At 47.6% G+C, this 19,512-nt stretch carries 19 protein-coding genes and 1 pseudogene; 1 reads left to right on the forward strand and 19 read right to left on the reverse strand.

All coding sequences use genetic code 11. The features are described 5' to 3' along the window. Window positions 1–99: 99 nt before the first annotated feature. The 12 genes from minE to DESOR_RS25095 all read right to left on the reverse strand — a co-directional run bounded on the left by minE (window position 100) and on the right by DESOR_RS25095 (window position 9,760). Window positions 100–378, reverse strand: a complete 279-nt coding sequence (minE, locus tag DESOR_RS25040) for a cell division topological specificity factor MinE (RefSeq protein ID WP_014187395.1) — start codon at window positions 376–378, stop codon at window positions 100–102. A 29-nt stretch (window positions 379–407) separates the two neighbouring features. Then, on the reverse strand, window positions 408–1,202 hold the full coding sequence (minD, locus tag DESOR_RS25045) for a septum site-determining protein MinD (RefSeq protein ID WP_014187396.1): 795 nt from the start codon (window positions 1,200–1,202) through the stop codon (window positions 408–410). Between the two features lie 36 nt (window positions 1,203–1,238). Next, a complete protein-coding gene (gene minC, locus DESOR_RS25050) occupies window positions 1,239–1,919 on the reverse strand; it encodes a septum site-determining protein MinC (RefSeq protein WP_014187397.1) in 681 nt (226 codons plus the stop codon). A gap of 115 nt (window positions 1,920–2,034) precedes the next feature. Then, window positions 2,035–4,155 (reverse strand): penicillin-binding protein 2, encoded by a 2,121-nt coding sequence (mrdA, locus tag DESOR_RS25055; protein ID WP_014187398.1) that lies wholly within the window; start codon window positions 4,153–4,155, stop codon window positions 2,035–2,037. A gap of 27 nt (window positions 4,156–4,182) precedes the next feature. After that, entirely contained in the window at window positions 4,183–4,689 is a 507-nt protein-coding gene (gene mreD, locus DESOR_RS25060; protein WP_014187399.1) for a rod shape-determining protein MreD, read from the reverse strand. A 2-nt stretch (window positions 4,690–4,691) separates the two neighbouring features. Then, on the reverse strand, window positions 4,692–5,561 hold the full coding sequence (gene mreC, locus DESOR_RS25065; protein ID WP_014187400.1) for a rod shape-determining protein MreC: 870 nt from the start codon (window positions 5,559–5,561) through the stop codon (window positions 4,692–4,694). Window positions 5,562–5,578: 17 nt separating this feature from the next. Continuing rightward, window positions 5,579–6,598, reverse strand: a complete 1,020-nt coding sequence (locus tag DESOR_RS25070; protein ID WP_014187401.1) for a rod shape-determining protein — start codon at window positions 6,596–6,598, stop codon at window positions 5,579–5,581. 119 nt (window positions 6,599–6,717) lie between these two features. Then, window positions 6,718–7,401, reverse strand: coding sequence for a RadC family protein (gene radC / locus DESOR_RS25075; RefSeq protein ID WP_014187402.1), 684 nt, complete (start codon window positions 7,399–7,401; stop codon window positions 6,718–6,720). Further along, entirely contained in the window at window positions 7,352–8,008 is a 657-nt protein-coding gene (locus tag DESOR_RS25080; RefSeq protein ID WP_014187403.1) for a Maf family protein, read from the reverse strand. Before DESOR_RS25080 ends, radC begins: the two co-directional genes overlap by 50 nt. Before the next feature lies 1 nt (window position 8,009). Then, complete coding sequence (locus DESOR_RS25085) at window positions 8,010–8,273, reverse strand: DUF4321 domain-containing protein (protein ID WP_014187404.1); 264 nt, start codon at window positions 8,271–8,273, stop codon at window positions 8,010–8,012. A 508-nt stretch (window positions 8,274–8,781) separates the two neighbouring features. Beyond that, window positions 8,782–9,318, reverse strand: coding sequence for a Panacea domain-containing protein (locus DESOR_RS25090; RefSeq protein WP_042332764.1), 537 nt, complete (start codon window positions 9,316–9,318; stop codon window positions 8,782–8,784). A 109-nt stretch (window positions 9,319–9,427) separates the two neighbouring features. Next, window positions 9,428–9,760, reverse strand: a complete 333-nt coding sequence (locus tag DESOR_RS25095; RefSeq protein ID WP_014187407.1) for a helix-turn-helix domain-containing protein — start codon at window positions 9,758–9,760, stop codon at window positions 9,428–9,430. Window positions 9,761–9,910: 150 nt separating this feature from the next. Between DESOR_RS25095 and DESOR_RS25100 the strand changes: the two genes are divergently transcribed. After that, entirely contained in the window at window positions 9,911–10,309 is a 399-nt protein-coding gene (locus DESOR_RS25100; protein WP_014187408.1) for a LytR/AlgR family response regulator transcription factor, read from the forward strand. A gap of 233 nt (window positions 10,310–10,542) precedes the next feature. Here DESOR_RS25100 and aspA read toward each other — a convergent pair whose 3' ends face one another. The 7 genes and pseudogenes from aspA to DESOR_RS25135 form a co-directional block, all read right to left on the reverse strand. Continuing rightward, window positions 10,543–11,964, reverse strand: coding sequence for an aspartate ammonia-lyase (aspA, locus tag DESOR_RS25105; RefSeq protein WP_014187409.1), 1,422 nt, complete (start codon window positions 11,962–11,964; stop codon window positions 10,543–10,545). A gap of 334 nt (window positions 11,965–12,298) precedes the next feature. Next, window positions 12,299–13,894, reverse strand: coding sequence for a citramalate synthase (gene cimA, locus DESOR_RS25110; protein WP_014187411.1), 1,596 nt, complete (start codon window positions 13,892–13,894; stop codon window positions 12,299–12,301). Window positions 13,895–14,154: 260 nt separating this feature from the next. Beyond that, window positions 14,155–14,805, reverse strand: a pseudogene (locus DESOR_RS25115) (redox-sensing transcriptional repressor Rex); the annotation flags it as partial. A gap of 115 nt (window positions 14,806–14,920) precedes the next feature. Then, on the reverse strand, window positions 14,921–15,604 hold the full coding sequence (locus DESOR_RS25120) for an SPOR domain-containing protein (RefSeq protein ID WP_014187413.1): 684 nt from the start codon (window positions 15,602–15,604) through the stop codon (window positions 14,921–14,923). A 307-nt stretch (window positions 15,605–15,911) separates the two neighbouring features. Further along, a complete protein-coding gene (locus DESOR_RS25125) occupies window positions 15,912–16,919 on the reverse strand; it encodes an inorganic phosphate transporter (protein ID WP_014187414.1) in 1,008 nt (335 codons plus the stop codon). After that, entirely contained in the window at window positions 16,912–17,538 is a 627-nt protein-coding gene (locus DESOR_RS25130) for a DUF47 domain-containing protein (RefSeq protein WP_014187415.1), read from the reverse strand. Before DESOR_RS25130 ends, DESOR_RS25125 begins: the two co-directional genes overlap by 8 nt. Window positions 17,539–17,804: 266 nt before the next feature. Next, a complete protein-coding gene (locus tag DESOR_RS25135; protein WP_014187416.1) occupies window positions 17,805–19,130 on the reverse strand; it encodes a bifunctional folylpolyglutamate synthase/dihydrofolate synthase in 1,326 nt (441 codons plus the stop codon). Between the last annotated feature and the right edge of the window lie 382 nt (window positions 19,131–19,512).

Below are 19,512 nucleotides of genomic sequence, written 5' to 3' on the forward strand. Positions count from 1 at the left end.
TATCCCCTTCTCCCAAAGGGAAAAGAGTTTAAAGCCCCGCTTCTAAAGCGGTCGCCTTAAACTCTTTTTATGTCTCTATTCAATTTTCTTCGTTCAATCTTACCCTTTGGCAGCGTAGTCCCGCTTCATTTTCACAACGGGAATGTTGGCCACTAAAGCTACTTCTCTTTCATCCTGACAGAGATTAAACTCCAGTGCGGCCTCGTCGATCTCCATGTAATTGGAGATCACAGTAACCAGATCTTCCCTCAATCTGTTGAGCATAGCAGGCGAAATGCTGGCGCGGTCGTGCACTAAGACGAGCCTTAGACGTTCTTTTGCCACTGTCTTGCTCGAGGCACTTTCCCTGCCTAGCATTTTGCTGATAAATTCTAACAAGGACAATTCCTCCTCTCAGTACCGAACGGTCAACCAATGCCAATGAGTTTTTTGAGTCGATCCATGATTCCTTTGGGTACTTCCAGGTTCATCAGCGGAACATCTTCCCCTTGAATTCTCCGGGTAATCCGCCGGTAAGCTTCTCCTGCTTTGGAACCCGAATCTAAAACTGCGGGTTCCCCGCGGTTAGTGGAAATGACAATACTCTCATCTTCAGGAACCACACCGATGAGCTCAATGGCCAGGATATCCAAAATATCCGAAATATCCATCATGTCGCCTCGTTTCACCATATCCGGGCGGAGACGATTAATGATCAGTTTAGGATTTCTCAGTTCCGACGCTTCCAAAAGACCGATGATCCGGTCAGCGTCACGCACGGCACTGACTTCAGGGGTGCAGACGACGACGGCCCGGTCCGCACCGGCAATGGCGTTGCGGAAGCCTTGTTCAATTCCCGCCGGACAGTCAATAATAGCATAGTCAAATTCTTCTTTTAATTCCAAGGATAAAGCCTTCATCTGTTCCGGGCTGACCGCTGTCTTATCCTTAGTCTGAGCTGCGGGCAGCAAAAAGAGATTGGGGAAACGTTTATCTTTAATCAGGGCTTGCTTCAAGCGGCAATTTCCGCTGGTCACATCCACCAGGTCATAAACAATGCGATTTTCCAATCCCAACACCACATCGAGATTACGCAAACCAATATCTGTATCGACAAGAACGACCTTTTGCCCATTATTAGCTAATCCCGTGCCGATATTTGCGGATGTTGTCGTCTTGCCTACGCCCCCTTTTCCAGAAGTCACTACGATTACCTCACCCATAGTTAGACCTGCCTTTCCCTATAACTTATTCTTTTATTAACGGGCCTTGCTACGCCAGCCACTCATACCGGCCGCTTCCACCATTAATTGATCATCTTTGATCCTGGCAATTTCCGGACCACGCCCATCTGCTTCATCATCCGGAGCCCTGGTCACAAAATCCGCAATGCGCAGCTGAGTCGGTGCCAAATGATAGGCGCTAACTGTAGCCGTCCGATCCCCTGTTGCTCCGGCATGGGCTACACCTCTCAGAGAGCCCAAAACCACAATATTGCCCGTGGCAATGATTTCCGCACCGGGGTTTACGTCGCCAAGTACCACCACATGCCCTTCATATTGCACACTTTTTCCTGAGCGCAGTGTGCGTTCGATTAAGAGGCAGTGTCCTTCTACCATTCCTTCTTCCCTGAGACGTGCTCTCTCCTCAGCCATACTGGGCTTCGCCTTACCGGGATGGTAGACTTCTTCAGGAGTCATCCACCCTGCGATTTCCAGCCTGTATTGTTTGAGGACGGCTGCCAAGCTAGAGAGTTCATCCTCAGAAAATTCCCGTTTCCCAGCATAGCACCGAAGGGTTGCGCCTTGGAGGAATTGATCAGAATTCTTCATAAGATTATCTAGCTCGTCAATAAGCAATTTAAAGTCTGCAGCTGGATCAAGGTACAGCACCAATCCATCACGGGTGCCCTTTAGTGCCACATGTTCTGTCCGTGTCAACCTGAACAATCCCCCATCGCTTATCATTAATAAAAAATGCTTTCTATAAATTCTACAAGCCTGTCCAAATTCCCTTTATCCAAACGAAAAAAACGAGGATAAATTTCCTCGTTTTTCAGCCTCCATTCGTGCTCTTCCAACCAAAATACTTCATAAAAGCCGCCTTGGCGACGTAACCTGCTGTTTCCCCACCATGTCCTCCAAATTCAACCACTCCGGCGAAGGCCACCTGGGGATGATCATAAGGAGCAAAGGCTACAAAGACCCCGTTATAGATATCACCGGATATGGTATCCTTAGAGCCGATCTGGGCTGTTCCTGTCTTGCCGCCGCCGCTGAATTCCGGCACATCGTAGAAGAGGAAGCTGGCAGTCCCTTCTCCTGTCATGACATCCTGCATACCCTGCTTGACTTCCTCCAGAACATCGGGAGAAATCGACACGGTATTGAGAACCTTGGGCTCGAACTGTTTGACGGTTTCCCCGGTCAGAGGATCGATGAGCTTATCCACCACATAGGGGCGGAAATGTTTGCCGCCGTTAACAATGGTTGCTACATAATTGGCCAGCTGTATGGGGGTGTAGGCATTGTAGCCCTGACCAATGGCGTTGTTGTAGCTGTCATAGGGACGCCACTCCAGGGGTTCAGCGGTTCTCTGTTTGTATAAATCCTGGACCTTGGCAATTTCTGCATCTTTTTCCTTTTGGATCTCTTTACGGGCCGTCTCGTCGGCAGCCTGCTCCAGTTTGGGCTTATAGTTTTTCTCGATTTCCGCCAGGGATTTATCCCGGGACTCTTGGGCATTTTTATAAATATTGGTAAAGTAGGCTTTTTTCCATTCTGCCGAGGGGGATATCCCCTTGGCTTCTCCCGGCAGATCCACGCCGCTTTCCACACCCAGGCCAAATTCCCGGGCGATCTGACCGATCATCTCCGCATTGCTGTCAAAGACCCGGCGGCCCATGACTTCAAAATAAATATTCGAGGATTTAGCCAGGGCCCGGTAGAGATCGACCATGCCAAAATAGTTGTTGCCCCATTCGACGAAGCCAGACTTTTGAGAATCCGGGCCTCCTAAGGATGAGAGTTTGTCATCAACTTTCTCACTGGGTGTGGTTACACCCATTTGCAAAGCCGACATGGCCGTGACCATCTTAAAGGTTGACCCCGGCGGATATAAACCCGTCAAGGCCCTGTTCAGGGAAGCTGCTTCCGAGGCCCGCTTCGGGTCCTGAGGCCAGTACTTGTCGGCCATTTGCTCGGAGATAATCCCGATCAGATCATTGGGGTCCATGCTGGGACGGGAGGTCATAGCCAAGATTTTCCCCGTATTCACATCCATAACCACTGCTGCCCCGGCGTGAGCCGTGGGATTGTCTTTTTGAATATTGGCGATGACTTGATCCATACTGTCATCCACAACCTTCTGCAAATCCGAGTCAATGGTCAGCTGAACTGTCTTGCCTGCTTCGGGAGCCTGGAGAATCTCTTTTTTGACAGGCCGGGCATTGTTATCCACTTCAACCTGCTGAACACCTTCCTTGCCTCGCAGCCAAAAATCATAGGTTTTTTCCACACCCATCTTGCCCACCATGTCCCCCTGAGCGTAGACAAAGCCGGCGGCTTGGGCATCGGGATCTTTATTGAATTGAGTGATTTCCGCTTCGGATATTTCACGGACATAGCCTAAAACGTGACCGAGCAGGCTATGCTGAGGATAGGAGCGCACAGGTATGGCTTCCACACTCACCCCGGGGAGCTCCTCCTGGTGTTCGGCGATAATGGCCTGCAATTCAGGACGCACATCATCGAGAATAGTCACAGGACGGTAGCGCTCCCATTGATGGTTTTGAATATTAGCAAAGATATCTTCAGCGATGGAATCCACACTCTGATTAGGGTTCGGCCAATAGTCTTTGAGGAAGGCCGCCAGCTTGCGGACTACATCTTTCCACTCACTGCTTTTTGCCTGCTGCAAGTCCATCCAGTCCAGATTAAGCACAAATTCCGGGACACTGGTGGCCAGGATCTTGCCGTTTTTATCCACAATGTCTCCCCGTGTCGGAGGCACCTTAACAAGTTTCATGACATTTCCTTTGGCCATGGCGGAATAATAAGAGCCTTGAGCGATCTGCAAACGCCAGAGGTTGAAGCTCAAGATCAAAAAAACCAGAACTACCACGCCGCCTAAACCCCAGAGCCGGTAGACAAAGGGTTTTCGTTCTTTATCATCCAAGTTGGTAACCTCCTCTCAAATCGTGGTTCATCGTTCATAGCGGGGTCGGTAGCGCAGCCAGCCCCGGACAAAGGATTGGTGAATCCAGGGATAGGTTAGAGGCACTAAAACCGCATTGTAGAGGGAAACCCCGATAACTAAACGGCCAAAATCGGAAACCGACCAATGGAGGCCGGCACCTAAGCTTAAAAAGGCAATCAATAGCTGTCCAACGGCGGTCACCAGAAATACCATAAAGGTGGTAAGCAGGAAATTTTCCCGGTACCAGCGTTCTGCCAGCCAGTAGCTTAAAGCAGCCACTACCGCCAGAGTGAGGGTATACATGCCCACATAGCTGCCTAAATATAAATCTTCCAATAAACCGGCACCCAGTCCCCACAGCAAACCTGAACGGAAGCGATGATGGGTGGCCATATAGATGGTTAAAAGCATAAGGAGATCAGGTTTAATCCCCGACCAGGACCAAAAGTGAAAGAGGGTTCCCGGCAAGATCAGGCTTAGGAGAAACATCACCGCGATTAAAACATAACGCATTCCTATTTCCCCTCCCCCTTTTTCACAATATAGACTTCTTCCAGAGAGTCAAAGTCAATAAGGGGCTGGATATAGGCTGTTTTCAGCAAGCCGGAGGGGTCTAACTGAATCTCCTTGACTTGACCGATAGGAACATCTTTGGGGTATACTCCGCCAATACCTGAGGTAAAGACCAGATCCCCTACATTAATGCCATCCTCTCTGCGAAAGAGCATTTGCAGGTTCCCTTCCGAGGTAAGGCGGGAACCCTTGGTGAAATTCCCCTGGACAATGCCGAAGGTTCCGCCGCCGGTGCTGCCCCGGACTACGGCACTTACTTGTCCTTCACCGTCCAGGATCAGTAAGACTTCCGAGGTGGTGGGAGTCACAGAGACGATTTTCCCCACCAGGCCCAAGTCGCCGATTACCGGCGAATTGACGGTCACGCCATCCTGGCTGCCCCGGTTTAAGGTCAAAGTGCGGTACCAGGTGGTAGGGTTGCGATTAATCACAGTGGCTCCGACTTTTTCGAATTTTTCCAGGGTCGGACTGCGGAATTGGCCCTGATCCAGCTCATTGTAGCGCATACCCGCTAAGATTTCCGTTTTTAACTTGATATTGTCGCCGGTCAGCTGATCCACTTTCTTGCGCAGTTCTTCATTTTGCTTTGCAACCTCTGAAAAACTCCACAATGCCCGGGTATTATCTTTAATGGCATTTCCCAAGCCAAGAATGGGTTTTTCTAAAGGGCTTAAAACCCGCTGCATAGCTCCGCCAATCGGGTTAGGAAAATTACTGCCCAGGCCTGTAAAGCGGATGGTTATTAACACTCCCAGCAAGAGGAAGAAAACGAGAACCGCGATTCCCGTTATATTCACTCTTTTCCCCACCATAATTCCTCCCCGCTATTTTAGCTTTTTTGCGAGGCAGCAATTCTACGAAGGATTTCAGCATGTTCTAAAACATTACCTGTTCCTATTGCAACACAGGACAATGGGTCCTCCGCTATGTGTACTGCAATGCCCGTCTCCTCAGAGAGCAGTCGATCCAAGTTGCGCAGTAAAGAGCCGCCACCTGCCATCATAATTCCGCGGTCCATGATATCCGACGATAACTCCGGTGGAGTCTTTTCCAAACATGATTTGACGGCGTCCACAATAGCCATGACCGGTTCTTGCAGAGCCTCTTGAATTTCTTCTGAGGTCACTTCAATGGTTTTGGGCAGACCGGTTAGTAAATCCCGTCCGCGCACAGTATAGGTGCCTTTTTCTGCTTGATAGGCGTAACCGATTTCAAATTTCAGGGTTTCCGCCGTGCGGTAACCCACCATCAGATTATAGCGCCGCTTAATATGGGCAATGATGGCGTCATCCATCTCATCCCCAGCCACACGAATGGAACGGCTGGTGACAATCCCGCCTAAGGAAATCACGGCGACTTCAGTGGTTCCGCCGCCAATATCCACGATCATGTTCCCCGTTGGTTCACTGACAGGCAGCCCGGCTCCGATGGCCGCCGCCATGGGCTCTTCCAGAATAATGGGGTCTTTGGCACCTGCTGCCATAGCGGCTTCTTTAACCGCCCGTTCTTCCACAGGGGTAACCCCTGACGGTACACAGATGACCACACGAGGGCGAATATAGGGGTGCTCTGTTCCCAGAGCCCGGCTGATAAAGTACTTCAGCATTTTCTGAGTGACGTTAAAATCCGAGATAACTCCATCTTTTAAGGGGCGAATGGCTACGATGTTGCTGGGGGTCCGGCCAATCATTTCTTTGGCGCTGTCACCCACAGCCATAGGGGTTTTGGTGGTGATATCCATAGCTACCACGGATGGTTCTCTGACCACAATCCCCTTGCCTTTGGCATGTACGACGGTATTAGCCGTTCCTAAATCTATTCCTAAATCCTTGCTAAACAAATTAAACATGGCTATTTATGCTCCTTCCATATTCGAGGTACGAGGTCCGATTTGAGTCCATTCCGTTCTTCGATTCGCAGAATCGAATTCACAGTTCGTGCCTCGAACATCGAACCACGAACCTCGCGTCATATGATTCCCCGTTCCTTCAAGCTGATATAGCGATTATCTCCTATAATCACATGATCTATAACTTCAATCCCCAGAATCTTACCCCCCTCGGCCAGACGGCGGGTTACTTCCACATCTTCCTGACTGGGGGTAGGATCCCCGCTGGGATGATTATGCAATAAAATAATAGCGTTGGAGTTGCGCCTTATTGCCTCTTTAAAACATTCTCGCGGATGTACTATGGATGAATTGAGTGAGCCTATGGAAATTGAGGTAATCCCTAACACATGGTTTTTGGTGGACAGGGAAAGTACTCGAAAGTGCTCACGGTCAAGATAGCGCATTTCTTCCATGACGATATGCGCTACATCCTGGGGGGAATTGACCACCGGTCTGGACATAGGATCGACAGAGACGGATCGGCGTCCTAATTCTAAAGCAGCCTTCAATTCTGCCGATTTTGCCTTTCCTAAACCGTGAATCTGAGCTAAATCATGAACCGTCAGCTTCCCTAGTCCTGAGAGCCCCCCGACACTTGCCAGAATTCGTTCTGCTAAGCTCAGGACATTTTCTCCTTTAAGGCCCGTCCTTAAAAGGATGGCCAGGACTTCGCTGTTCGATAATGCTTCTGGCCCTAGTTGGCAGAGCCTCTCACGGGGTAAAAGTTCCTCCGGTAAATCTTTCAATCGCCGGTAATTCATCATCCACCTCGCGTGAGACGACATTTGTCTGCTCAATCCCCCACGCCCTAAGCTGTTTTGAGAGATATTCCATAGGCAAGCCTATGACATTGGTTAGTGAACCTTCAATGGACGTGACAAAGCGCTGGGCTTCTCCTTGAATCCCATAAGCGCCTGCTTTGTCCATGGGTTCTCCGCCAGCTACATAGTCCTTTATCTCCTGGGTTTCCAACTGACGAAAATGTACGACGGTTTTAACCACGCCGGCAAGCTCTTTTCCCGATCCTGAGATTAAGGCTACTCCCGTTAAAACATGATGGGTCCTTCCGCTCAGTCTCTGCAGCATTTCTGCTGCCTCTTCAGCTGTAGCCGGTTTTCCTAAAATACAGGCATCAAGAACCACCATGGTATCCGCTCCCAAGACCACGTCCTGAGAACTCTCTCCTGTGGTTAGCCAATAATCGAAACCGGCTTGGGCCTTACGTAAAGCTAACTGTTTGACCCCTATTTCCGGGAGAATTCCTTCCGTCAATTCTTCAGAAACCTGTGTTTTGACGGTTTCAAAAACGTACCCTCCCTCATGAAGCAGTTGTGCCCTCCGAGGAGAGGAAGAAGCGAGCACGAGCATGTTACACCTTCCTTGACAGCAGATACCCTCCGATGCCTCCTAAAAAGGTTGCAATGGTAATACTAATGCGGCAACCAAATGAGAGGGAGAGAAAAAAGAAATCTATGTACGTATGCGAGGGTATATCAATAACGGCAGGCCGTAAAAACGGGGCGAATATGCCGTATTTTTCCAATGCAAATCCCACTAAAGTCCCTAAGGCAGCACCGATCATAATGAGTAAGACGGTTCTTCCAGTTCCAGAAGAATTTCGTCCAACTGCCATAATTCGTTTCCCCTTCCGTCCATAGCAAACATGCCAAAAATCAAGATTAACTCCACTTTTCCTTCATATAAGTGTAGCATCTTCCCTATGACTAAGCAAGTTCGACAATGTTCTTCTTGACAAACTAAAACATAAAAAAAACAGCCTCTACACTTTAAGTGAGGAGCCTGTTAAAGATGATGGAAACTAGAGTGCTGTCGGGTCGGGCGGCTTCGCCCACATCCGCTCACCCAGCATTCCGAGGCTCGCCCACTCGCGGCTGCGGGAGCTTCGCCAAACCTCTGGGTAGTACCTGAAGTGAACCAGGCTCCGCAATCCCCGCAACCGCTTTGTGGGCTTAACCGCCTCTCCATGCAATGGGTTCACTCCTGTGAGGCGAAGCCACCCTGGCTTTTGGGTCTATTTTCGCAGAATACTTTGTGGATTTTTTCAGGGCAGCCTTTCATGCCCCTGCCACTGAACCATGATTCTTAAATTGGCTATTTTTGAGGACCTCGTTAAGGAACGACTATATTTGATACATATTTTTAAGGCTATATTCACTACAAATATCATGGTTTTTCCTCAAACCAGAAAAATATTTTTTGATTTCTTCTTTAGATATAATATTAGTACATTGTTTATCCTGATTTTTTCCCTCTCTTGCATCTAACCAAGGTTTTTCGATATGAGTTAGTCTTTCTAGATATTTAGCATCGTACTTACCATAAACAGACCAAACTAAATCCAGCACAGTTATTTCTTCTTTCTCAAATACACTGGAATCGAAAGAAGAAACCTTTGGTATATTCCCAGAACCGTATTCTTTAAAATGGATATACAAACCAGGCATAACAGGACCATGGACCCAGGCCTGAAAATCTTCTTCAAACAATGAGTTATAAAATGCTAAAGACCAAGCTTGGGCATAATACACCAACTTTTGTAGTTTGAGCGGTGTTATTGATTCCCCGGCTTCCGAAACTATTTTATTAAGAAAATACTCCGCTACACCAAAAAGCTTGTTTTTGTTTGGACTCGTTTGCCCTTGATCAAATAACTCCATTAGTCCGGAATTTAATTTCATCAAAACCACTGCCTCGAATGACATTAGCGATAATTACAAAGAAATCTCGCAGGGAGAGATCCTGTGAGATTTCTTTGTAATTATCAGGTTAGGGGATTTCCTCGTCAATCACCCACGTTATAAAATGATCAACCAATTTCAATCTTTTCTCGTCGCAAAGCTGAATCTTTTGCTTGATTTGAGAGAGCAGGGCGTCATCCGTATCTCTGACAATTCCTAACAGCAGGTAATCCGGCGTGATACCCAGAGCTTCACAAATTTTAAGTAAGGTTTCAATACTGGGAATAGAATGGTCGTTTTCTATATTTGAAATGTAATTATTACTCAGACCTGTTGCATTTGCCACATCATCCTGTGTCATGTTTAAGTCTTTGCGCCTTTTTGCAATCCGTTCGCCTAGTTCCTTGTAATTAATCCCCAAACGCTATCACCCTGCTTCAATTTATCAACTATGGTTAATTCTTTTAACAAACCATAAGAGTATTTATACACTTGTAATTGGTTTTTATACGCTTTATAATGGTTCAAACTACCTTTTTAGCTTTCATTTAAAAATATGGAGGAGATGATCTTGCTTAATATCGAAATTTGTGATGATAGGCCATTGCCCCGTAAATTATTAGAAATACTCCTTCGTCAATATGAAGAAGAAAAAGGAGGGGTATTTGAGATCTGCCAATTCGGCAGTGGTGAAGAGCTTCTTGAGGAGCTTGATCAGCATCACAGAACTTTTGACCTGGTGTTTCTTGATAATAGCATGAAAAAGCTGACCGGACTCGAAACAGCCATGCAAATACGGCAATCCGCTTCCCCGTCAAAATGCAGAATAGTGTTTGTAACCTCTGCAGAAGATCACAAACAGTTCATGCCGGTCCAGCCTTTGCAAGTAATAGCAAAACCCTGTTCTCAGGAGCTTATTGATGCTATATTAGACCGAGTACTAGGCAAAAAGACCCTACAAAAAACATAAGATTTTTGCTCATAAAATAGACAATTATCAACAGGACTATGCGTCTGATTTTCTGAGATTTATCCCTTAATTATTTTTTTCATAAAATAACCTTTCTCGAAAAACCATAAAAGGAGTCTGCAGCAAATAAAAGCAATGCTGCAGACTCCTTTTATATTGGTCTCATCCTCACACTAGTAGAACTAGGAAAGGCAAGTGAAGACCGCCCTACCTTACAACTAGCGATTTCACAGTTAGGATTTACTCTTCGTTCCTTCTAACAGCTCCACTCCGGCAATACCCGGTCTGGTCATTTCATAAGGATTTAGAATCACATCCAGCTCTTCTTTCGTTAAGACTCCCTTTTCCAGGACTATTTCGGCAACAGGACGGCCATATTCCAGGGCCTCTTTGGCAATCATGGAAGCCACTTCATACCCCACATGGGGGTTAATCGCTGTGACCAGCCCGACACTGGTTTCAACCATTACCCGGCAGCGTTCCGCATTGACTGTGATGCCCGCTACACAACGCTCCCGGAATACTCGGGTTACATTGCGCAGTATGTCTAAGGATTGCAGGAGATTGAAGACCACTACCGGCTCCATAACGTTAAGCTCCAGCTGTCCGGCTCCGCAGGCCAGGCCGATGGTACAGTCATTGCCCTGAACCTGAAAAGCCACTTGATTGACCACTTCGGCAATCACTGGATTGACTTTGCCCGGCATGATTGAAGATCCGGGCTGCATAGGGGGCAAGTTGATTTCATTGAGGCCGGTTTTGGGTCCCGAGGCCATTAAGCGCAGGTCGTTGGCTATTTTTGAGAGATTGACGGCCAGGGTTCTGAGAGATCCCGAAACCTCCATGAAAGCATCGGTATTCTGAGTGGCATCCACTAAATCAGGGGCTAAACCCAGGGGCAAGCCCGACCACTGCTGCAAGAGTTCTGTCACTTTCTCAATATAGCGGGGATCGGCATTTAAGCCGGTACCCACAGCGGTAGCTCCCATATTGATGATTTCCAGGGAGCGCAGGGCTCCTTTAATCCGCTGCATGTCCCTGCCCAGCATATGGGCATAGGCGGAAAATTCCTGCCCCAAGCGAATGGGAACGGCGTCCTGGAGATGAGTCCGCCCCATTTTTATGACACTGTCAAACTCCTGGGCCTTATCCAAAAATGATTGGCGCAGGCTCTCTAAAACCTCCAGCAAGTCATTGCCCACATTAAAACAGGCAATGCGGATGGCTGTGGGAAAAACATCATTGGTGCTCTGGGCCATATTCACATGGGTGTTGGGGTGGACTCTGAAATACTCGCCCTTTTTTCCGCCCAGAATCTCAACGGCCCGGTTGGCAATGACTTCATTGGCATTCATGTTCATAGACGTCCCAGCGCCGCCTTGAATCACATCAACGATAAATTGATCATGAAAACGTCCCTGAATTATTTCCTTGGCAGCTTCGACAACGGCTTGACCGATCTTGGGGTTTAAGGCTCCGATAAACATGTTTGCTTCCGCCGCAGCCCCTTTTACCATGGCTAAAGCGCGAATCAGCTCCCGGTGAGGGCGATAGCCGGTGATGGGGAAATTCTCCGCAGCACGGAGGGTTTGGATGCCATAATATACGTCATCCGGAACTTCATGAACACCGATTAAATCTTTTTCTTGCCGCATATATTCTCTCTCCCCTTATAACAACTATAAGTATACTGTATCAGAATCCATCCAGTTATGTAACTTTTATTAAACGGCATTTACTTAACGCTTACATATTGTTTACTTAATGTCCACTGCCTGACACATCCAGTCACTACTAAACTAAAATGGGGAAAGTTCCTGTCTTACTGTAAAGACTAAGAACCCTCCCCATTTTACGCAACATACGCCTCCATGTTTCCCATAAGGGGAAACGAAAAAAATCGCATTCTCAACCGTCTCCCCAAGCCCAAGAGAGTCGCGATCACACGCAGCGACGAGGGCAGGGCCGAGCAAGATGACGCGACCTCTCTCACCCTGGGTTAGAGTCTCCCCGCCAGATAGTGCAATTAATAGCATCCAGCAAGGCCTGAGCACTGGCTTTCAGGATATTTTTGGATACCCCAATAGTTCCCCAGACTTCTTCTCCCAGGCGGGTATCCATGATAACCCGCACTACGGCTTCTGTGCCATGGGCGCCGTCTAATACTCTAACTTTGTAATTCACCAGTTCACTTTCTTTTAACACCGGGAAGAACTTGGCCAGAGCCTGCCTTAAGGCTGTGTCCAAAGCATTGACCGGACCGTTTCCTTCCGAAGCAATCTGGACGGTTTCCTCGCCGACTTTTACCTTGACCACGGCCACAGAATCCAGCTCTCCCCGCAAAGGGTCGCTCCAAACGTGATAATCCAGGACTTCAAAGGCGGAAGAATTCAGTTTGCCAAGAATACGCAAAAGCAAGAGATCCAGGCTGCCTTCCGCTGCTTCAAACTGAAATCCCTGATGCTCCAGTTCTTTAATTTCATGCATAGCCTGCTCAACCCGGGGATCATCCTTGCGCAGGGTGGGTTCAAAACGGCACAGCCGCTCCAGAATGTTGGCTTTCCCCGCTTGATCCGAAATTAAGATGCGGCGTTCGTTGCCCACATCGGCGGGATCTATGTGTTCGAAAGTACGCTGGTTTTTAAGAATGGCATCCACATGCATTCCCGCTTTATGAGCAAAGGCGCTGCGCCCCACAAAAGGCTGCTTCTCATCAAAGGGTGCGTTGGAAAGCTCGGCAACAAAACGGGAGAAGGCGGTGATTTTCAGCAAAGCTGCCTCAGAAACCACGTCGTAATCCCCCTTCAGCTGCAAGAGGGGAACCAGTGTGCTTAAATTGGCATTGCCGCAGCGTTCGCCAAAGCCGTTCCAGGTTCCTTGAACTTGAGTTGCCCCGGCTTCCACTGCCATTAAGGAGTTGGCAACGGCCAGTCCCCGGTCATTGTGAACGTGAATGCCCAGCTCCTGAGGAGCGAATTCCTGCAATACTGTCCGGACACCTTTTTCAATGTCACTGGGCAGGCTGCCGCCGTTGGTATCACATAAAATAATCGTCTTGGCCCCGCCTTCCAGGGCAGCGGAAATACATTTCAAGGCATAGCTGGGATTTTCTTTAAAACCGTCAAAAAAATGTTCCGCATCAAAAAAGGCTTCACGCCCCTGGGCAATTAAATAGGCAACGGACTCCCGTATTAAGCGGAGATTTTCCTCTAAGGTAGCCCTCAGCACATCCCGGACGTGGAGATCCCAGGATTTGCCGAAGATAGTAATGGTCTTAGCTTTGGACCCTACTAATTTTAGCAAAATGTCGCTCTGTTCAGGGGATTCCGAGACTTTGCAGGTACTGCCAAAAGCAGCAACCCGGGTCAAGGAAGTCTTGGACTCACGATATTGCTGAAAAAACTCTTCATCCCTGGGATTGGCGCCGGGCCATCCCGCTTCCACATAAAGACTTCCCATTTCCTCAATTCGTTTAACATAACTAAGCTTATCCTGAGTTGAAAAATGAACTCCTTCCCCCTGAGCACCATCTCTCAACGTTGTATCATACACCATAATTTTCTTCTTACCCTGGTTCTGATTCATCATTCTCCTCCTCTTGACTAAGACACTTTCCTGGTATAAAAAGTATACTCAAAAGCCCCATAACGAGTTCCAAAGAACTTGCCACGGGGCTTTTTTCCCACACGGTGTAGCCGGCACATTCCAACCTGTATCGCTCGGACCAGACCCTTTCAGCGGAACCCTAGATACACTTCTTACTGTGCTATTATACGATAGTCTACCTTGATATACAACTGTTACATACGAATTAATAACACCTTTGTCTTAATAACACCTTTGTCTTAATAACACCTTTGTCCGCAAACATTAAAGGTTAATACTTCAAGATTTACTGCTAAGTCGACATTTCGAAGCTCAATCTCCGGAGGGACATTCAATACCACTGGGGCAAAGTTCAAGATAGCTGCCACTCCTGCGTTAATGAGTTTATCAACTGTTTCTTGAGCCGCGGCCGCGGGCACTGCCACAATTCCAATTTGAGTACGATTTTGGCGCACGACAGCTTCTAATTGGTCGATTGGCTGAACTTCCACACCATCAATAACGGTGCCGATCTTATTGGGATCTGCGTCAAAAATACTGGTGATGATAAAACCTCGGTCTCGGAAGCCTTTGTATGTACTTAAGGCCAAACCTAAGTTTCCGACCCCAACTAAGGTTACACTCCAATCAGAACTCAAACCAAGAATTCTCATAATATGCTGGCGGAGATCTTTGACATTATAACCGACGCCTCGAGTTCCAAACTCCCCAAAGTATGCCAAGTCTTTCCGCACTTGCGCAGGGCTAACGCCGACTCCATCAGCAATTTCCCCTGAGGATGTGGTTATAATTCCTTTACGATCGACTTCAGTCAAATGGCGTGAGTATACTGAAAGCCGAATAATTGTTGCTTCTGGAATTTTTAGCGTTTTCATAAGTTCCCCCATTTCTCTGTTGGAATTTTGCCTTAATTTCGTATGTTAATTATAGCACTATCGAAAAAAAACGCAATTTATATCTACCTCTAATTTACCAAAATGTTTAATTATTGGATACCTATTAGTATTATTTACCAGAATATGCATTTATAATCCTTTGAAAATGAAAAAACAAGGATAATCCGATATTTTTTTGCTGAGCGTCGGTTTGGGACCTTATTTGGTTGTAGGCTTCATGAAGGCCCACTAAGTCCTTAGGGGGATGCTCTCCCGCCAGGGCTGCCCATAATTGCTCTTCTTGATTAAGGACCTCTTTAGTTATCCCTCGGCCGAGAATGGTATTGACATTGGTCAGCATAGCGGCGGTGAGTTCTGCTCCATTGCCCCCAACCCGAAAGGACCGTTGGGGGAGCTGGATTTGCTTGGGAATAGTCGAGATTCCTTGGGCGGCTAAAAGCTCCCGCAGTTCTTTAATCTCTTCGGCAGAATGGCCCAGACCAACCCCTACTATCCAGGGATTGGCGCTGATGACTTCAGCTTTATAGCCCAGCACATTCATGTGACCCTTGGTCAGCTGGGCATTTTCTTCGTTTTGAAAGAGCCCGGCCTGACAGATCCAAAAGGAGGTTTTCGGCAAGGTTAAGATGATGTTGGAGTTTGTTTTTTCCTTATCCTGCCCCACAGTTTTCTCCTGACTGGGCTGGCCGATAAGTTCCAAATAGATTTTTCCGATTCCCCAGGTCAATAAAGCCAAGGCCACAAGCCCTAAAATCAAAACCACTAAGACACGAAACTGATCAATAATTTTCATGGTCATTCCCCTCCCGTGCCGCTTAGGACAACTTCTCTAGGGGAAGATATGTAACAATCAGCGAAAATAGACCGAAAAGAATATAGAAAACCCGGCTTCGCCAAGCCTTAGCGACGGCGAAACCGTTGGTTGCACTTATGCTTCAGACGAAGACACTGTCTTCGCACGGGTTAGCCATCTTGCAGTATGCAACAAAAAGTTATACTTTCTGACTAGTATTAGAAAGGCCTTGGTACAAGAACCAAGACCGTTAAAAACTATTATAAATAATGATTGAAATAAGAACAAGGGCCAAGTATAACATTTCTTAAATAACTTTAGAAAGGAGAAAATAAAAGAGCGCCGCCATGAGTGATGTGGTAGGGATGGTCACAACCCAAGCCACCAGCATTTGTTGGGCTACCCCCCAGCGTACTGCCGAGACACGTTTGGCACTGCCTACCCCCATGATGGAACCTGACACCACGTGAGTGGTGGACACAGGCAGGTGCAGACTGGGAAATACGGTGGCTGTCCAAATTACAATGGATGAGGTGAGATCTGCTGCAAAACCGTTAATAGGCTCCAGTTTAAAGATTTTTCCTCCCATAGTACGAATAATTTTCCAGCCCCCTGCAGCCGTTCCGCTGGCCATGGCCAGAGCGCAGGCAAATTTCACCCACAAAGGAGGGTCCAGAACGGTTTGAGATTGCAGCCCTGCGGCTATAAGCGCCATGGTGATGATTCCCATGGATTTTTGCGCATCATTGGAACCGTGGTTAAAGGCCAGCAATCCGGCCGAGAGAACCTGCATCTTTTTAAAGCCATGGTTCAGTTTGGACGGAGAAAAACCACCGAAACAAAAAGCCAAGGTCTTCATGATAATAAAGCCTAAGATGATACCGACAATGGGAGAGACTATTAAGGCTGCCAGTATTTTACCGATACCATGCCACTGCAGGACACTAAAGCCCACTTTAGCCACCGCCGCTCCTGCCATTCCGCCGATGATGGCATGAGAAGAACTGCTGGGAATACCAAAGTACCAGGTAATAAGGTTCCAGGCAATGGCACTGAGCAAAGCTGCAATCACAACTTCTTGGGTTACATAGACTGGCGATACTATGTCCTTGGCAATAGTTTGGGCCACACCGGTGCTGTATAGGGCTCCAAAAAGATTAAAGGAGGCGGCCAGCATCACAGCTTGTTTGGGAGTTAGGGCCCGGGTCGAAACGCTTGTCGCAATCGCATTTGCCGTATCGTGAAAGCCATTAATGTAGTCAAAAGCCAGGGCTAAAAATACGACCAGAACGACCATCATACCCAGACTAGTCATATTTTAAGACCACACTTTTGAGAAGATCGGCGATGGATTCACAGTGATCTAAGGTTGCTTCAATGTGTTCCAGGATTTCTTTCCATTTAATAATTTCAATAGGGTCTTTTTCAAAATCGAACAAGCGGGCTACTTCTTCTCTGTAGAGCTTGTCCCCTGCGCTTTCCAAATGATAGATTTCTTCGGCAGCAGCCAAAATATTGGTTTTTTTGGAATGGAGATTGCCTAAGTAGGAGAAAGCGGTTTGAATCTGCTCAGCTGCCAGTTCAACCAGATGAACAAGTTCTTGAGCCCCCAGGGATGGTTTTCCCGTACGATAGAGGAGCATGCGTTCCACTGTGCCTTCGGCAAAATCGACGATATCATCCAGGACTTGGGCTAGTTTATAGATATCTTCTCGATCCATGGGTGTGATAAAGGTGCAATTCAGGCGTTCCAGGATTTGAGTGGTAACGTTGTCAGCTTCGTTTTCAATACGATGCATTTGGGCAGCATCTTCTGTGGAAACACTGTCTTGCAGCATAATCCCATAAAGCCTTTTGAGGGATTTAGTGATAATTTCAGTGTTTTGGGAAAAAAGTTCAAAAAATTTGTCCTCTTTTGGCGACAACTTAAACATAGTATACCCCCAACATAAAATTCAACTCTACCGTGGAACTGAGCGTTTTAAAGGCAGAACTCACTACATCTAACAACTTATATGACAACTATCGGCGTGGCAGTGAGACTCCAGAAAGTATTATACCAAATCTCAGAAATCTTGTGTTAAGTTTGTGTTAACTTTTCAAGCCCCAGATTGGCCCCAAAAATGTTTTATAGTTTGCAAACGGCACTCTGTGCGAGCTTGACAGTTTCGGATAGTAAAACTTTTCCAAAAAAAAATTTTTACACTAGCTTAACATTATCAATTAAGGCTTGGCGAGCATCTGCCAGCATGTAGATTGAACCGGTGACGCAGAGCATATCCTTCTCTCCCACCCGGGTCAGGGCGAAGATCACCGCTTCTTTGGGATCTTCAATGCAGGTTACCGGTTTGCCATATTCTTCAGCCAACCCCCCCAAGGCTTTCCAATCCCCAGCCCTAGGTGAATTAGGCCGGGCGATGACGATTTCATCCGCTAAGGGAACCAGCATTTTAACGACTTTTTCCCGTTCCTTATCCGCCAGCATGCCCAGACATAAGACCAGGCGCTCCCGTTCATAGATAGGCAGAGCCTGGGCTAAGGCACGCGCTCCATCCACATTATGAGCTCCATCCAATAGGATTTTCGGTTTTAGGGAAAATAATTCTAAGCGGCCGATCCATTCGACTTCCCGCAAGCCTGCATAAATAGCTTCTCTGGGAATCGTAACGCCATAATCGCTTTGCAGCACTTCACAAACGGTTACCGCTGTAGCTGCGTTGCGCAGCTGGTGCAAGCCCATGAGGCGCAGCCGTAATTTAGAGTAGCTGGAATGCAGCCCGACGAGGTCAAATTCTTGTTCCAGTTCCCCGCTCCACTTGCTTTCCCAATGAACATCTTCTCCCACTAGCCAGAGAGGTACGTCCATGGCTTGGGCCTGATCACGCAAAACCTGAATCACGTCGGGATCTTCGGACGCTGTGACTACAACAGAGTTGGGTTTGATGATCCCGGCTTTTACTTTAGCAATGGACACCACATCATTGCCTAAATAGTCCATATGATCCATACTGACATTGGTAATCACGGAAATCAGGGGTTTCACCACATTGGTGGAATCAATAGCTCCGCCCAGACCAACTTCAATGATCGCGTAGTCCACATTTTTCTCGGCAAAATAAAGCAGGGCAAGAGCAGTGCTGACCTCAAACTCCGTGGGATGCTCAAATCCCTCTGCCACCATATTCTCCAAGTGAGGACGCACCCGCCGGATCATTTCTATGACATCTTCTTTGGAAATCTTGAGACCGTTGATAACCATGCGCTCCCGGTAATCATGCATATGAGGCGAGGTAAAAACCCCTACCTGGTGGCCCGCTTCCCGCAGGATTCGGGCAATCATGACGGTTGTCGATCCTTTGCCGTTTGTCCCGCCAACATGTACCACTCGCAGAGCGCTTTCGGGATTTCCGATTCGTTTTAATAGCTCTTGGATGCGCCCCAGACCAAAATTGATTCCGAAGGTTGTCAGGTTGACGAGGTATTGTAGGTTCTCTTGATATTCCTTCTCAAGACTTTTTTCTGACATAGCACTTGCCCCCTCCTGCGCGATTCACAATCCTGGATTATATTTAAGATTTACGATTTTTAGGTTATAAATTCATGAAATTGGGTCCGCTTCCGGGTCGGGCGGCTTCGCCCACATCGCTTACCCAGCATTCCGAGGCTTGCCCACTCGCCGCCGCGGGAGCTGAGCCAAACCTCTGGGTAATACCTGATGTTAACCACTGGCTCCGCTAACCCGCGCCGGCTTGTGGGCTTTTATCGCCTCTCCATGCAATGGGTTCGCTCCTGTGGGCCGAAGCCGCCCTGTCTTTCGGGTCTATGGATTACTTTGAATGTTTTTAGGGTTTTTCGGATTAATCTTTCATGCCGCTATAGCGGCATGTTTGAAATTATATTTCTGCTTA

It is taken from the genome of Desulfosporosinus orientis DSM 765, from assembly GCF_000235605.1.
Lineage (GTDB): Bacteria > Bacillota > Desulfitobacteriia > Desulfitobacteriales > Desulfitobacteriaceae > Desulfosporosinus > Desulfosporosinus orientis.

Bases quoted from the DNA above. Each gene is read 5' to 3' on its own strand.
- minD (WP_014187396.1), bottom strand. From the start codon at position 1,202: ATGGGTGAGGTAATCGTAGTGACTTCTGGAAAAGGGGGCGTAGGCAAG.
- mreD (WP_014187399.1), bottom strand. From the start codon at position 4,689: ATGCGTTATGTTTTAATCGCGGTGATGTTTCTCCTAAGCCTGATCTTG.
- mreC (WP_014187400.1), bottom strand. From the start codon at position 5,561: ATGGTGGGGAAAAGAGTGAATATAACGGGAATCGCGGTTCTCGTTTTC.
- DESOR_RS25070 (WP_014187401.1), bottom strand. From the start codon at position 6,598: ATGTTTAATTTGTTTAGCAAGGATTTAGGAATAGATTTAGGAACGGCT.
- radC (WP_014187402.1), bottom strand. From the start codon at position 7,401: ATGAATTACCGGCGATTGAAAGATTTACCGGAGGAACTTTTACCCCGT.
- DESOR_RS25080 (WP_014187403.1), bottom strand. From the start codon at position 8,008: ATGCTCGTGCTCGCTTCTTCCTCTCCTCGGAGGGCACAACTGCTTCAT.
- DESOR_RS25085 (WP_014187404.1), bottom strand. From the start codon at position 8,273: ATGGCAGTTGGACGAAATTCTTCTGGAACTGGAAGAACCGTCTTACTC.
- DESOR_RS25090 (WP_042332764.1), bottom strand. From the start codon at position 9,318: ATGGAGTTATTTGATCAAGGGCAAACGAGTCCAAACAAAAACAAGCTT.
- aspA (WP_014187409.1), bottom strand. From the start codon at position 11,964: ATGCGGCAAGAAAAAGATTTAATCGGTGTTCATGAAGTTCCGGATGAC.
- cimA (WP_014187411.1), bottom strand. From the start codon at position 13,894: ATGAATCAGAACCAGGGTAAGAAGAAAATTATGGTGTATGATACAACG.
- DESOR_RS25120 (WP_014187413.1), bottom strand. From the start codon at position 15,604: ATGAAAATTATTGATCAGTTTCGTGTCTTAGTGGTTTTGATTTTAGGG.
- DESOR_RS25125 (WP_014187414.1), bottom strand. From the start codon at position 16,919: ATGACTAGTCTGGGTATGATGGTCGTTCTGGTCGTATTTTTAGCCCTG.
- DESOR_RS25130 (WP_014187415.1), bottom strand. From the start codon at position 17,538: ATGTTTAAGTTGTCGCCAAAAGAGGACAAATTTTTTGAACTTTTTTCC.
- DESOR_RS25135 (WP_014187416.1), bottom strand. From the start codon at position 19,130: ATGTCAGAAAAAAGTCTTGAGAAGGAATATCAAGAGAACCTACAATAC.